At 69.2% G+C, this 14233-nt stretch carries 9 protein-coding genes; 7 read left to right on the top strand and 2 right to left on the bottom strand.

What is annotated here, in order from left to right; all coding sequences use genetic code 11:
- Window positions 1–2 precede the first annotated feature (2 nt).
- The 4 genes from kdpB to HR086_RS02630 all read left to right on the top strand — a co-directional run bounded on the left by kdpB (window position 3) and on the right by HR086_RS02630 (window position 5794).
- A complete protein-coding gene (kdpB, locus tag HR086_RS02645; RefSeq protein WP_174464762.1) occupies window positions 3–2063 on the top strand; it encodes a potassium-transporting ATPase subunit KdpB in 2061 nt (686 codons plus the stop codon).
- 20 nt (window positions 2064–2083) lie between these two features.
- Complete coding sequence (kdpC, locus tag HR086_RS02640; protein ID WP_174464761.1) at window positions 2084–2707, top strand: potassium-transporting ATPase subunit KdpC; 624 nt, start codon at window positions 2084–2086, stop codon at window positions 2705–2707.
- 82 nt (window positions 2708–2789) lie between these two features.
- Window positions 2790–3953, top strand: a complete 1164-nt coding sequence (locus HR086_RS02635; protein WP_141641717.1) for a sensor protein KdpD — start codon at window positions 2790–2792, stop codon at window positions 3951–3953.
- Window positions 3950–5794, top strand: coding sequence for an ATP-binding protein (locus HR086_RS02630; RefSeq protein WP_174464760.1), 1845 nt, complete (start codon window positions 3950–3952; stop codon window positions 5792–5794). The genes HR086_RS02635 and HR086_RS02630 overlap by 4 nt, the downstream gene beginning before the upstream one ends.
- A gap of 62 nt (window positions 5795–5856) precedes the next feature.
- Here the strand turns inward: HR086_RS02630 and HR086_RS02625 are convergent, their stop codons facing one another.
- Together HR086_RS02625 and HR086_RS02620 are read right to left on the bottom strand one after the other, a co-directional pair.
- Window positions 5857–6321, bottom strand: coding sequence for a hemerythrin domain-containing protein (locus tag HR086_RS02625; RefSeq protein ID WP_174460242.1), 465 nt, complete (start codon window positions 6319–6321; stop codon window positions 5857–5859).
- Window positions 6322–6492: 171 nt separating this feature from the next.
- Window positions 6493–8220: a hypothetical protein gene (locus tag HR086_RS02620; RefSeq protein ID WP_174464759.1), complete on the bottom strand. Its 1728-nt coding sequence runs from the start codon at window positions 8218–8220 to the stop codon at window positions 6493–6495.
- 146 nt (window positions 8221–8366) lie between these two features.
- On the opposite strand from HR086_RS02620, the gene HR086_RS02615 reads away from it, so the two are divergent.
- The 3 genes from HR086_RS02615 to HR086_RS02605 all read left to right on the top strand — a co-directional run bounded on the left by HR086_RS02615 (window position 8367) and on the right by HR086_RS02605 (window position 14233).
- Window positions 8367–12149 carry a DUF4157 domain-containing protein gene (locus HR086_RS02615; RefSeq protein WP_174464758.1) on the top strand — a complete coding sequence of 1261 codons (3783 nt, stop codon included), beginning with the start codon at window positions 8367–8369 and terminating at the stop codon, window positions 12147–12149.
- 115 nt (window positions 12150–12264) lie between these two features.
- On the top strand, window positions 12265–13647 hold the full coding sequence (locus tag HR086_RS02610) for an AHH domain-containing protein (protein ID WP_373564251.1): 1383 nt from the start codon (window positions 12265–12267) through the stop codon (window positions 13645–13647).
- A 7-nt stretch (window positions 13648–13654) separates the two neighbouring features.
- Window positions 13655–14233 (top strand): imm11 family protein, encoded by a 579-nt coding sequence (locus tag HR086_RS02605; RefSeq protein ID WP_306663195.1) that lies wholly within the window; start codon window positions 13655–13657, stop codon window positions 14231–14233.

The raw sequence follows: 14233 nt of genomic DNA, 5'->3' as shown, positions 1-14233 counted from the left end.
CCATGAGCTCCGCATCCTCGAAACCGGCGTCGCTGTTCGACGTGTCTCTCCTCAAACCCGCGCTGCTGGACAGCCTGAAGAAGCTCCACCCGCGCGACGTGGCGCGCAACCCCGTCATGTTCGTGGTGTGGGCGGGCAGCCTGCTCACCACGGTGCTGGTGGTGAAGGACCTCGTTTCGTCACGCACCGACGGCGCGCCCTTGTGGTTCACCGTCTGGGTGGCGGTGTGGCTGTGGTTCACCGTGTTGTTCGCGAACTTCGCGGAGGCCGTGGCGGAAGGGCGCGGCAAGGCCCAGGCCGGCGCGCTGCGAAAGATGCGCAAGGACACCACCGCGCGGCGACTGGTGGATGGGCGCGAGGAGCGTGTGCCCGCGCCGAACCTGCGCAAGGGCGACCTCGTCGTCTGCGAGGCGGGTGACCTCATCCCAGGTGACGGCGAGGTGGTGGAGGGCATCGCCAGCGTGGACGAGTCCGCGATTACCGGCGAGTCCGCGCCGGTGATTCGCGAGTCCGGTGGAGACCGCTCGGCGGTGACGGGTGGCACCAAGGTGTTGTCGGACCGGATTGTCGTGCGCATCGCCGTCAACCCGGGTGAGTCCTTCCTGGACCGGATGATTGGACTGGTGGAGGGCGCGGCCCGGCAGAAGACGCCGAACGAGATAGCGCTGCACATCCTGCTGGTGGGCCTGACGGTGGTGTTCCTGCTGGCGTGTGTGTCGCTGGTGCCGCTGGCGCTCTACTCCGGTGTGCCGCTGTCGGGCACCGCCGTCGTCGCGCTGCTGGTGTGCCTCATCCCCACGACGATTGGCGGCCTGTTGAGCGCCATCGGCATCGCGGGCATGGACCGGCTCTTGCGCAAGAACGTGCTGGCCATGAGCGGACGCGCCGTCGAGGCGGCGGGAGACGTGGACACACTGCTGCTCGACAAGACGGGCACGATTACGCTGGGCAACCGCATGGCCACGGAACTGCTGCCCATGCCGGGTGTCCGCATGGAGGACCTGGCGGAGGCGGCGCAGCTGGCGAGCCTGGCGGACGAGACGCCCGAGGGGCGCTCCATCGTCACGCTGGTGAAGGACACGTACAAGATGCGTCCGCGCGAGCTGCTGGCGCACCACGCGACGTTCGTCCCGTTCACCGCGCAGACGCGCATGAGCGGGTGTGACCTGGTGGACCCGCACCCGCGCAGCATCCGCAAGGGCGCGGTGGATGCCATCGTCAAGCACGTGCAGGCCCAGGGCGGCGCGGTGCCGGCGGAGCTGACGGCGGCGGCGGGCCGCATCGGTGACGCGGGCGGTACGCCGCTGGCGGTGGCGGATGGCTCGCGGCTGCTCGGCATCATCCACCTGAAGGACGTGGTGAAGGGCGGCATCAAGGAGCGCTTCGACCGCTTCCGGGCCATGGGCATCCGCACGGTGATGATTACCGGCGACAACCCGCGCACCGCCGCGGCGATTGCTCGTGAGGCGGGCGTGGATGACTTCCTCGCGGAGGCGACGCCCGAGGCGAAGCTGGCGCTCATCCGCACCGAGCAGGGCAAGGGCAAGCTGGTGGCGATGACGGGTGATGGCACCAACGACGCGCCCGCGCTCGCCCAGGCCGACGTCGGCGTGGCGATGAACACCGGCACGCAGGCGGCGAAGGAGGCGGGGAACATGGTGGACCTCGACTCGAACCCCACCAAGCTGTTGGAGGTGGTGGAGGTGGGCAAGCAGCTCCTGATGACGCGCGGGACGCTGACGACGTTCTCCATCGCCAACGACGTGGCGAAGTACTTCGCCATCCTCCCGGCGCTGTTCATGGGGGTGTTTCCCCAGATTGCTCCGCTCAACGTGATGGGCTTGTCGTCGCCGTACAGCGCGATTCTGGCGGCGGTCATCTTCAACGCGCTCATCATCATCGCGCTGATTCCCCTGGCGCTGCGCGGTGTGCGTTACCGCCCGCTGGGCGCGGCGGCCCTGCTGCGGCGCAGCCTGCTCGTCTACGGAGTCGGCGGCGTCATCGTTCCCTTTGTCGGCATCAAGGCCCTGGACGTGTTGCTCACGGCCGTGGGCCTGTCCTGAAAGTGAAAGGGCTCCTCATCATGGTCTCCACTCTTGTCACCGCCCTGCGCGCCTGTGTCGTCACCCTGGTGCTCACGGGTGTGCTGTATCCGCTCGCCGTCACCGGCGTGGCGCAGCTGTTGTTCCCCTCCCAGGCCCAGGGCTCGCTCGTGAAGGACGAGCAGGGCCGCGTGGTGGGCAGCGCGTTGATTGGTCAGGGCTTCACCCGAGGTGGCTACTTCCAGCCGCGTCCGTCGGCGGCGGGGGCTGGCTACGACGCGGCGGCGTCCTCGGGCAGCAACCTGGGGCCGACGTCCCAGAAGCTCAGGGACCGGGTGACGGCGGAGGTCGAGCGCCTGCGCCAGGAGAACCCGGACACGCCAGGGCTGGTGCCCGGTGAGCTGGTCACCACATCGGCGTCCGGCCTGGACCCGCACCTGTCGCCGGAGGCGGTGCGCTGGCAGGCGCCGCGCGTGGCGAAGGCGCGAGGCGTGGCGCCGGAGCGCGTGCTCGCGGTGGTGAACTCGCACGTCGAGGGACGGACGCTCGGCGTGCTGGGCGAGCCGCGCGTCAACGTGCTGCTGCTGAACCTGGCGCTGGACCGGCAGTTCGGTCGGCTCGCCTCGGAGCCTTCACAGCCGATGGGCGCGGTGACTCCCGAGTGACGGAGTCCATTCTCCCCATGCATTCGTGCGGAGGCGCGGGCATTGTCGCTCGCGCCTCCGCTGTGGAGGTCCGAGGGTGACGATGACGCGACGTTCGCGTGCGGAGGACTTCCTGGAGCTGGTGGAGCGGGGCCGGCGCGGTCGGCTCAAGCTCTACATCGGCTTCGCGGCTGGCGTGGGGAAGACGTACCGCATGCTGGAGGAGGCGCACGCGCTCAAGCGCCGGGGCGTGGACGTGGTGCTCGGCTTCGTGGAGACCCACGGTCGCAAGGAGACGGAGGCCCTGGTGGAGGGGCTGGAGGTGGTGCCACGCAAGGAGCACACCTACCGCGACGTCACGGTGGAGGAGATGGACCTGGACGCGGTGCTGGCGCGCAGGCCCCAGGTCGCGGTGGTGGATGAGCTGGCCCACACCAACCTGCCGGTGTGTCGACACCGCAAGCGCTACCAGGACGTGCAGGAGCTGCTCGACGCGGGCATCAACGTCATCGGCGCCTTCAACGTGCAGCACCTGGAGAGCCTCAATGACCTGGTGGAGCGCACCACCGGCGTCATCGTGCGCGAGACGCTCCCCGACAGCTTCCTCAAGGGCGCCGACCAGGTGGTGAACCTGGACCTGGCGGTGGAGGACCTCCACGAGCGGCTGAAGGCGGGGAAGATCTACGCGGAGGACAAGGTGCCACGTGCCCTGGAGAGCTTCTTCAAGGGAGAGAACCTGTCCACGCTGCGCGAGCTGGCGCTGCGAGAGGTGGCGGAGAGCCTGGACCGCGCCACCGCCGGGCTGCCGTCGCGCGCGGGAGACGAGGGACAGCAGAAGGGCGCGTCCTGGGGCCGGGTGCTGGTGGCGCTGTCGAGCTACCCTCCGCGCGCGGCCACCCTGCTGCGGCGAGGCTCGCGCATGGCGGGGCGGCTGAACACGGACTGGTTCGTGGTGTACGTGGAGACGCCGCGCGAGGCCCCGCACCTCATCGACGCGGAGGCGCAGCGGCACCTGCTGGCCAACATCGAGAAGGCGAAGGAGCTGGGCGCGGAGGTGGTGCGGCTGCGCTCGAAGGACCCGGTGGAGGCGATTCTCGACTTCGCGCGCTCGCACGGTGTGGGCCACATCATGGTGGGCCGCTCGCATCAGCCCTGGTGGAGGCGGGCCTTGGGGCGCGCGGCGGACGTGCGGCTGCTGCGCGAAGGCGAGGGCTTCGACATCCATGTCGTGGCCTTCGACCCCGCGCCCGAGGAGAAGCGTTCATGACGCTGAGGCTGAGGTTGCTGCTGGCCCAGGCTCCCCTGGCCCTGGCCCTGGCCCTGGTGGGCGTGGTCGCCGTCGTCACGTTGGCCCGGCTGGGGCGCTCCGGACAGCGCATCCTCCAGGACAACTACCGCAGCGTCCTCGCGACCCAGCGGATGACCGAGCAGTTGGAGCGGATGGACAGCGCCGCCCTGTTCATCGTCGCTGGGGAGCTGGAGCGGGGTGAGGCCCAGCAGTCCGCGCAGCGTCAGGTGCTGGAGTCGGAGCTGCGCCTTCAAGAAAGCAACATCACCGAGCCTGGCGAGGGCGAGGCCACGCGCAGGCTGCGCGCGGGTTGGATGCGCTATCAGACGGCGTATGACGCATTCCTCCTGTTGTCCTCGGAGGCGGAGCGGAAGGTGGTGTACTTCCGAAGCATCGAGCCCGCCTTCCGTGAGGTGAAGGAGGCGGCGGCGTCCATCCTGGCGCTCAACCAGGACGCGATGGTGCACAAGAGCGAGGAGCTGCGGCGGCAGAGCGACCAGGTGAACACGCTGATGGTGCTGGCGGTGCTGGCGGCCTTCGGTGTGGGTTTGTTCGCCTCCACGTCCCTCACGCAGCGCGCGCTGCGGCCCGTGTCGGTGCTGTCGCAGGCGGTGCGGCGATTGGGCCGAGGTGACTACGCGGTGCGCGCGGTGGTGGAGGGGACGGACGAAATCGCGCAGCTCGGGCAGGACTTCAACTCGATGGCGGAGGCGCTCCAGCAGTATCGCCAGAGCAGCCTGGGCGAACTGCTCCAGGCGCAGTCCGCCTCGCAGGCGGCCATCGACAGCCTGCCGGACCCGGTGGTGGTGTTCGGCTCGGATGGGGTGTTGCTCAACGTCAACCGCTCGGCGGAGGACGTGCTGAAGCTGTTGCTGGAAGGCGGCGGGGACGTGCTGGGCCGCGTGGTGCCGGAGGCGCGCGAGGTGCTGGAGCGGGTGCGCGGCCATGTGCTGGGCGGCAAGGGCGCGTATCAGCCTCGCGGCTACGAGGAGGCGGTGAGGGTGGAGCTGGCGGATGGAGACCGGTGGCTCCTGCCGCGTGGCAGTCCGGTGTACGGGGAGACGGGCGAGGTGGTGGGCGCCACGGTGATTCTCCAAGACGTGACGCGGCTGCGTCGCTTCGACGAGCTGAAGAACGACCTGGTGGCCACGGTGGCGCATGAGTTCCGTACGCCGCTGACGTCGCTGCGCATGGCGGTGCACCTGGTGGCGGAGGGCATGGTGGGCGCGGTGACGGAGAAGCAGGCGGACCTGCTGTTCGCGGCGCGCGAGGACTGCGAGCGTTTGCAGGGCATCGTCGATGACCTGCTGGACTTGTCTCGCATCCAGGCGGGGCAGCTCCGGCTGGAGGTGCGGCGGGTGCCGGCGGAGGAGCTGGTGGAGGCGGCGCTGGACTCACAGCGCTCGGCGGCGGCGGAGCGCGGGGTGCGCCTGTCGAGGCAGGTCGGGCTGGAGGTGGAGTCAGTGGACGTGGACCCGGACCGGCTGGGCCTGGTGTTGGGGAACCTGGTGGGCAACGGGGTGAAACACACGCCGGCGGGGGGCGAGGTGGAGGTGCGAGTGGCTCGCGAGGGAACGCACGTGCGCTTCGAGGTGCGGGATACGGGCGAGGGCATCGCGCCGGAGCAGCAGGGCCGCATCTTCGAGAAGTTCTACCGCGCACCCGGGGCACCGGTGGGTGGCGCGGGGTTGGGGTTGTCCATCGCGAAGGAAATCGTCCAGGCGCACGGCGGAGAGCTGGGCGTGGTGAGCGCTCCGGGGCGGGGGAGCACGTTCTGGTTCACGCTGCCGCAGCAGGCGGCGGCGGTGGAGCCGACGTGACACTCCCGCCCGTGCTCCTTGTCGGAGGCACGGGCGGGAGCTCGTTCACCAGGAGGACTTCGTCACACGGAGGCTTCGCCCCAGTCCTTCATCTCCTCGCGGCGAATCTTGGAGGCCTCGCGGACGAGGTCCTTGCAGGACATTCCGATTTCCTTCTCGGTGACGTTCTTGGTGACCTGCGGGAGGATGTTCTGCTCCTCGTCGGCGATGTGGCGCTTCACCACTCGCTCGAGTGAGTCGACCCGGGCCTTCACGGCGTTCATGTCGTCGCGCATCCGGACGATTTCGCCCAGGAGCTTCGTCATCTCCTGATGGTCTTCTTCCGCGTGCTCGATTTTCTCGTCGCCCACCACGCGGGTGGCCTTCGGATAGACCCAGCGCTCCTCGATGGTGGTGTGCAGCATCAGCGCCTCCGCGAGCTGGATGCAGAGCTCCTTCCGGCTCGTGTCGTCCGGGGCGCGGCGGAATGCCTGGAACAAGGCGTCGACTTCGCGGTGCTGTTGAATCAAGAGGTCGATGACGTCCACGGGTGCGCTCCTTGTGTCGTTGGGGTCGCCGCACAACGGTCCGCATGCATGCGGGTCGTGGCAATCACAGGCATGGGCGCGCAAGCTCCCTCGCCATGTCCCACGTGGGGGAGTGGGCAGGGGAGCGCTCCCTCCGGGCACAAGGCGTCGAGTGCTTGAAACCGTGCGGGGCTACACCGGGGACAGCGGAAATCGCCGGAGGATGCGTGGCTCCTGTCCCACTTCGAGCAGGAACAGGGAGTCCTCGCTGGCGATGAGCAGTCGCTCGCCGGTGATATCGAAGGCGCCCGCCGAGCCCTGGAACGCGAGCCTGCGAACGGGTGCGCCATCCACCACGAGCAACCCCAAGTCCAGGAAGCGCCACCGGCCATCCGCTCCCAACGTGAATGCGGAGTCCGTTCGGCCGCCGTGCTCCTTGGCGAAGTGCTCCAGGTCCTCGGTGAAGTCCTCCTCCGTGGGCGCCGGTGTCACCGTGCCATCTACTTGCAGCTTCGGGACGGGGGTGTCGAGCCGCCAGCCTCCTCGGTCCGCCCACCGCAGGCCCGTGTCCACCGAGTACACCCCGCCGCGCCCGGAGCGGTCCTCCGCCCAGAGCAGCCTTCCATCCGGTGACGTGGCCTGCCGCTGGAGGTACTTGCGCACCTCGACCAGCTCCACCGTCGAGTCCACCCGTGCATTCACGAGATAGACGCTCCCCGCGCGCTCCACCGCCGCGGCGAGCGACATGCCCGGCGCATCCGTCACCCACGTCCCGTCGCGCAAATCCAACACATGCAGCTCACCATCGAAGGTGAACAGCGCATGCGCACCCTCCGGCGACACCGTGACGAGCCGCACCGGTGAAGGAAGCTCGTGCGTCGCTCGCACCTGTCCATCGTCGAGCCCAAGGATGACCGCGACCGAAGGGAAGCACACGAGCGCGGCATCCTGACCGAGGAACGCGCAGCCCGTCGGCCTCTGCGTCTCCGCTTCACCCTCGAACGGCGGCGGCGGGAACAGCTCCACGTCCATCCGGTCATCCCGCAGCCAGTACCGGGCCTCGCGAGAGAACGTCATCCCCGGCCGGACCGAGCGCTCCTCAGGTGGCGCTCCAGGCTCCGCGCCGAGCTGCACACACAGGGCATCGAACGCGGTCTGGAGCGCGAGGTGCTCGAAGTCCGAGTACACATCCTCGCGGCCAGCCTCGCGCATCGCACGCAGCCGTCCATTGGACGCCAACAGCTCCTGATAGCGCACACTGTCGAGGCCCGGCATCCGCGCACCACCGGGCATCCGGTTCAACGGACGCTGTGCGGGCGGCGTCACGGGGACCTCGTCCAGAATCAGCTCGCGCGGCGTGAAGCCCGCGGCCGCCAGCTCCGCCGGCCAGTCGGCGCCTACGCCCTTCTCCGAGAGCAGTCGGCGGAGTTGCTCCGGTCCGCTGTCCGCCATGCGCGGGTCACCTCCCGGCATCAGTGGAACCACTTCGCCCTCCTCGACACAGGCCTGGAAGAAGGCGACCTGCCACACATGCTCTTCCGTCCAGCCCAGACATCGAGCCACCAGTCTCCCCAACGCGCGGTGGACAAGTCCCCCCGAGGCCGCGACATGTCCCCACCGCTCCGCTCTCACCGAGGAGGCAATGCACTCGACGTGGCAGAGGGGACACCGCGCACCCGCATGCTCCGGGCCTACGAGTTTCCCGCATGCGCACCGGAAGTCCCGCACCGGGCCGAACACGACTTCCGACAGCGCGCCTTGTGGACTCGGTGTGCCCTCGTTGTCCTCGGTCAGGAGGACACCGGTGATTTCGCCCGACGAGCGGCCTCGCAGCGCGCGCGCGGCCTCCAGGATGGCGAGCTCCGGCGAAGTGCGTGGCGGGCGGAAGAACGCGGTGGGCTCTGGGACCTGGGTCGGCATGGCAGACCTCACGGGTGGGATGTGCCCGCGCCAGTCACGCCCCCCTGGGCGCTGGCGGTTGGCACCCCGCTCCACGGTTGCGCTAGCTTATGTCGCTGCGGCGCGAGCGGGGTGTTGAAAGCTGTCATCGAAGCGGGGGACGCACGATGGCCCAGGCGAAAGCGAAGGCGCTCCAGACGCCAGCTCCATCCCGTCCGCCCCCCGCACCTGCGCGCTCCACGCAGAATACGCACGACTTCCAACCGGCCTCCGCGCGGTCAGAACTCTTTCTCGGTGCGCTCGCGGGCGGAGGCGCCACGGAGCAGGACGCTGACGCGCTGTCCCTGTCGGGTGGAGGCGCCACCTTCGACTTCGCCTCAATCCCTCTCTTCCCACCGTCACGGCCGCCCACCGCGACGGGATGGGGCATCCAGCGCAAGGCGGCGGTGGGCCCGGAAGACGACCCCTTCGAGCGCGAAGCCGACGCCATCGCCATGGAGGTCCTGGGCCTGCGCGGCGCATCGCCCGGTGGCTCGGAGGCCCTTCCCTCCGCGCCCTCGAACGCGCCTGTCCCGCCTGCCGCCAGCGTCGCGGCTGCTCCGGGCATCGCGCTTGCCGCCACTCCGCAGGCGGCACTCGAAGGTCCCTCGAATGAACCGGACGAGCGTGCGAGCGGGGCCCTCGAGTGGGAGCACGGGCTGGCTCCTCCGAGCACGCCCCCTGCGGACAGCGCGCTCCCTCCGCCTCCTGCTCCACCCCCGGCGGGTGCCGCGCCGTCCGGTGGCGACGAGGCGGGCCTCACCCTGGGCGGCAGTCCCATGCCCCAGCGGGTGCGGCGCTTCTTCGAGGAGCGCTTCGGGCATGACCTGTCCTCGGTGCGCATCCACGCCGATGGCGAGTCGGTCCGACGCAACGAGGCGCTCCAGTCCTACGCCTTCACCTATGGAAGCCATGTCTGGTTGGGCGCGGGCCAGCGCGCGGAGCCGTCCTTCATCCTCGCCCACGAGCTGGCGCACGTGCTCCAGCAGACGCAGCCGCGCGCACTCGGCGGCGAGGGCGCGGGCGGCGCACCCCAGCGCATCCAGCGTGTCCCGTATTGGGAGCCCGCCCACGAGACGGGCACCACCGCGCACCGACGGCTCATCCCCGCCATGGCGAATGCCTCCGGTGTGTTCGGCGAGGCGCCCGTGCCCGAGCGTGGCACCGGCGCGGGTGGCCTGGGGACGCGCGGTGAGGCGGACTTCTACCGGGCCTCCGGGCCCGGCGGGAACAACACCGTGGCCGTGCGCTTCAACGCCCACGACGACCCCAGGTGGTTGGGCGCGCCCGGCGACCTGGTGGCTCCCGGCGGGTATGACCACGCGGTGGGCAGTGCGCCGCAGGGCCCTCGGACGCGCGGCGGGGCCATCACCCGCGTCGACCAGGCGCCGACGCAAATCACCCTCGGCGAGATGAAGCCCGCCTTCGGCGCGGACCCCGAGCCCCAGCTCACCCGCTACGAGGAGGCCTTCCGCGCGGCGGCGGGCCACACCAACGACTACGCCAACCGGCAGCCTGCGGGAGCGAACTGGAACCCGAGCATCAGCCGCTTCGCCCAAGCGGACCTCACCATTCCCCCTGAGTACCAGCCCGGCAACACCAGTCAGGTGTCCCAGGACCTCATCATCAAGGAGTTCGACCTGGAGAAGCGCTCCGTCCGGCGCTACCTCCGGGAGCAGGGCTACGTCTCCGTCCCAGGACGTCTGCGCGTGAAGTTCGAGGGCAATCCGGGCTCGTGGGTCTACGCCTGGGTGCCGGACAGCATCCCCACCAATCCCCGGCTCCCCCGGAGCATCCAGGCGCTGGGGCCGCAGATCATCACCCACCTGAGAGATCCGCTGTTCCAGTTCCCCATCCGGCGCAGGACGCCTGGGCGACAACCCAAGCTGCGTCCCGTCCGGCTCGCACGTGTGCTCGGGGCTCCGCCCAAGGCGCTCAAGAAGAAGTTCGGAAAGGACGTTGGCCGAGCCATCCGGCGCCGAGGCCCGCCGCAGCTCGACCCGTTCCGCGCGCAGTATCCGCAGTGGACGCAGGCGCTCACGCGCTACTCGCAGCAGTACCGGCAGGTGTCTCGCGCGGACAAGCAGAACGCCGACGCCGCGACGGACCTGGTGAGTGCCCACCAGCGGCTGTTGCGCGATGGCTGGACGACGACCCCGCTGTCCGCGGTCGAGCTGGAGTCGCGCAACACGAACAGCGCCGTGAAGATGTGGACGGGGGCGAGTGCGCGCACGTTCGGCTTCTTCCGCTACCACTTCGGCTGGCTCTTCGAGAAGGTCGCCAACGCCTACGAGTGGCTGAGAGACCGCATCCAGGGCGCGCTCAGTGCGCGCTCCACCCGCGCGACGGGCGACGGCCTCACTCGCGCTGTCATCAACGCCGCGTTCCAGCTCTTGAAGGTGGCGGGACGCATCCTGGTGGACCGCACGTTCGACCAGCTCATCCAGTCGCTCGTCGGAGGCGTGGAGGACAAGATTCAGGAGTGGACGGGCGTCGACACCGAGGAGGCGATGGACGCGCTCGCGGGTCGGATGAACGAAATCAAGGACCAGGTCCAGCGGGTCGCGATGGAGAACCTGGAGCAGTTGCTCGGAGAGTCGGTCATCAACGGTGTCATCACCGTGCTGGACCAGCTCAACGAGTTCCAGACCATGGTGGCCGACATCGGCCGGCTGGTGAGCTACGCGCGGTGGGGGCTTCGGCTCCTCGAGTGTCTGTCTCCGCCCGGCTGGGGCTGTCTATGGATTCTCGCGCAGGCGGTGGGCGAGGCGCTGCTCGCGGAGGTGGTGGCGTCCTGCTGGTTCCAGACGAAGGCCGCGCCGTATGTCACCGCGATACCGTGGCTCGGGAGGCTTCCCACGGAGCTGGCGAGCAGCGTCGTCACGTTCACCAACGCCCAGTTGCCCGGCTGGCTGAGCGGCATCCTCCGCCCCATCACCGTCTCCACGCAAGTCGCCGCCAGCGAGGTGGCCTGTCAGCCCGGAAGCGGTGGTGGAGGTGGCGGCGGTGGTGGTGGCAGTGGGCGCTCGATGCCGGACCCGGCGTTGGCGGATGCGATGATTGGGCTGGCGGAGCGCGTGGGTGAGGAGCGTCTCCGGGCCTTCGCTCGCATGTCGCGACGCATGGGCATCCCCGCGGGCCGGCCGCTCACGGCGGAGGACATGCGCACGATAGGCGACCGCATCATCGCCAGTGGTGCGACGGCCGCGGACATGGAGCGCTTCGCGGCGCAGAGCAATCCCACCGCGACGGGAGGGCTGCTGGATCTGGCCACGTACCTGTTGGAGGTGCGGCGCACGGACCCGTCAGCGCCGGTGGACACCACGCAGCAGTGGGGCGTCACGGCATCGGACCGGGAGCGTCAGCGCCGTGAGCAGGCGGCACGTGGCACGGGCACGCAACCCGGTGACGCAACGGCACCCAATCCTCCGGGCCCTGGTGGCGGAACGACGGCGCCGCGGCCCGAGGCACCTCGTGGAGGCACGGGACCGGAAACGGTTGCGGTGCCACAGCCGGGTGCTGGCGGCGCGCCCGACACGGGAGAGGATGACCTTGTCATCGATGCGCGGACGGGACCCGCCGTGGTGGATGCGGCGACGCGGCCGTATCCGGGACGTGGCTCGGGCAGACAGGTCGAGGATGCCCGGGTGCAGGTGCGCAACGGGAGTCCCGACCATCAGTTGAACACGGAGGTGCTGCTCTGGATTTCGGGCTTCCGTCCGCCGACCGAGGAGCAGATCGCGCTCTACAACGTCCGAGCCCGCGTCGTGGTCCGGGAGCAGCAGACGGACCGGTGGCTGCTGACCTATGAGCTCATCGAGGGCGTCTCGTTGTCTCCGGAGATTCCCAGCGGTGTATTGCCCGCGGGCTTCCGAATCAGCGCGCATCCTCGTGTGGCGACGCCGCGTTGAGTGAGGGCGCGGGCAGCCCATGTGGTTTCACGCGGGACACGTCTCTCCGCTGTGCGCCGGACAGGTCGAAGCCAACCTGGAGTGCTCTTCTCCCAATGAGTGGAGCCGTGGTGGTGTGGTGACTTCGCTGGGGGACGTCACCATGCATCTGCGCTTCGTCGCGACACTGTTGCCATTGTTGCTGCTGATGGGCTGTGCCACCGGGAGAGTGGTGCGACTGGAGACAGGTCAGGGTGAGGTTCTCTCCATCACTCCACGCGCCGATGAAGCGGGGCCCGTGGAGTTGGAGGAGGACGAATTCAAGGCGGCCCTCGCCCAGCAGGCTCGAATCCAGAGACCATCGGCGCAGCCGGGTGAAGCAGCTCGGCGGCTGTTCGAGATGGACGTGCGAGAGGGCGCGTTTCTCTTCGATGTGCGCACCCATCGTGTCACGCCGCTCGGGCGAGGGCAGCAACTGGAGGTGAAGCCGTCGGAGGCGGATGTCGAGCTGACGCGCGCCTACCTCCTCTGGTGCGAGCGAACAGGGCGTGAGGGAGATTGCCTGCGCTTGTTGACGGAGGGCCCCACGGTCAACGGGGAGGGGCGCTACGCGCTGGCGATGGGACTCGCGCAGGGCGCGGTGAATGAAGAGATGTTGGAAGCCTTCAAGGAGATGACGGACCCGCAGGCGATGTTGGCGGCGGCGGTGTGGACGGGGACGCTGTACCTGATTTTGTGGACGGTGCCCGAGCCGGTGAGCAAGGGCCTCGCGGCGGTGATGACGGCGACGCTGGTGGTGTACCTGGGCGTGGACACTTTCTGGGGGCTGGTGACGGGCTTCCGCGAACTGATGGAGTCAGCGGACCGAGCGCGCACCTTTGGAGAGCTTCGCGACGCAGGGGAGCGGTACGGCAAGGTGATGGGGAGGAATGCGGCGAGGGCCTTCGCGCTGCTGGCCACTGTGGCCGTTGGAAGTACGGCGGCGGGATTCGCGTGGCAGGTGCCAATGCTTCCCGGTTCGGCGCAGGCCTCCATGCATGCCGGCTCGCGGGCGGGGCTCGTGCTCTCCGCCGTGGGCGAGGTGCAGGCGGTGACTGTGACGAGCGAAGCCGTCACCATGGCGGTGGGGCCGGGTGCGGTCGCCACGACAGCCCAGGGGTTAGGCGGTACAGCTGCCGCGCCGGTGGACGCCAAGGGGCATGACCACCACATCGCCACGGACAAGTGGTGGGAGTCCACGAATCAAGGGGGGCCCTGGTCGCCGCAGTTCCAGAGCCTCTTCGATAAAGCGGGCATGTCGCTGAACGACCCGGCGAACATCGTCCGCATCAAGGGGCACAAAGGGCCGCACCCGCAGGAGTACCACGAGGAAGTCTTGAACCGGCTGTTCACCGCGACGCGAAGCTGCCGAAGCATCCAGCAGTGCCGTCAGGCTTTGACGGCGGAACTCCAGCGACTGGCGCGGGAGATTTCCAAGGAAGGCTCCGAGCTGAACAGGTTGGTGACTCGTGCCAGGTGACGCCACAATGGTCGGCATGCCAGAGCGGTACTTCGAACTCACCGAAGACATGAGCATGCCGGGGCGTTGGGCTCTCGGAACACCCACGGACGCTGGCGGCAGGGAGCTGGATGACCCCTGGGCCTTCACGGATGGCCGCGCCTTGCCCGACCCGGGGCGCTTGAGGGTTCCCGTGGTGACACCGGGAAAAGCGCTCGGCTTCACTCGCGCGGGTCTCTGCATCCCCGTGGTTCATGCCGGGGTGGCCGCGGTCTTCTCAGCGTTTGCCCCGGGTGACGTGCAGCTCATTCCGGTGGAGGTGCGGGAACAGGCCGAGCCGTTCTACATCCTCGTGGCGACCCGGCTTGTCCGATGCATTGATGACCAGGCCTCGCGTTTCATCGAGCGCTGGACGACAGAGGACGAGCAACCCGAAAAGGTAGGCGAGTACCGCAACGTTCGGGGACTGCGCATCGACCCGACCCAGGTGGGGTCGACGAGGGTGTTCCGCCCGTGGGGCTGGAACGTGGCGCTGATTGTCTCCCTGGGCATCCGCGAGGCCCTGGAGCAAGGGGACACCACCGGCATGAAGTTCACGGAAGTCTAG

The sequence above is a fragment of the Myxococcus sp. CA039A genome (genome assembly GCF_013336645.1).
GTDB lineage: Bacteria > Myxococcota > Myxococcia > Myxococcales > Myxococcaceae > Myxococcus > Myxococcus llanfairpwllgwyngyllgogerychwyrndrobwllllantysiliogogogochensis.
The sequence above is the reverse complement of the archived record's forward strand: the minus strand, read 5'-3'. Positions and strand labels throughout refer to the sequence as shown.

Coding starts and splice junctions, on each gene's coding strand:
- kdpB (WP_174464762.1), top strand. CDS start 3: ATGAGCTCCGCATCCTCGAAACCGGCGTCGCTGTTCGACGTGTCTCTC.
- HR086_RS02620 (WP_174464759.1), bottom strand. CDS start 8,220: ATGCCGACCCAGGTCCCAGAGCCCACCGCGTTCTTCCGCCCGCCACGC.
- HR086_RS02605 (WP_306663195.1), top strand. CDS start 13,655: ATGGTCGGCATGCCAGAGCGGTACTTCGAACTCACCGAAGACATGAGC.
- kdpC (WP_174464761.1), top strand. CDS start 2,084: ATGGTCTCCACTCTTGTCACCGCCCTGCGCGCCTGTGTCGTCACCCTG.
- HR086_RS02630 (WP_174464760.1), top strand. CDS start 3,950: ATGACGCTGAGGCTGAGGTTGCTGCTGGCCCAGGCTCCCCTGGCCCTG.
- HR086_RS02615 (WP_174464758.1), top strand. CDS start 8,367: ATGGCCCAGGCGAAAGCGAAGGCGCTCCAGACGCCAGCTCCATCCCGT.
- HR086_RS02635 (WP_141641717.1), top strand. CDS start 2,790: ATGACGCGACGTTCGCGTGCGGAGGACTTCCTGGAGCTGGTGGAGCGG.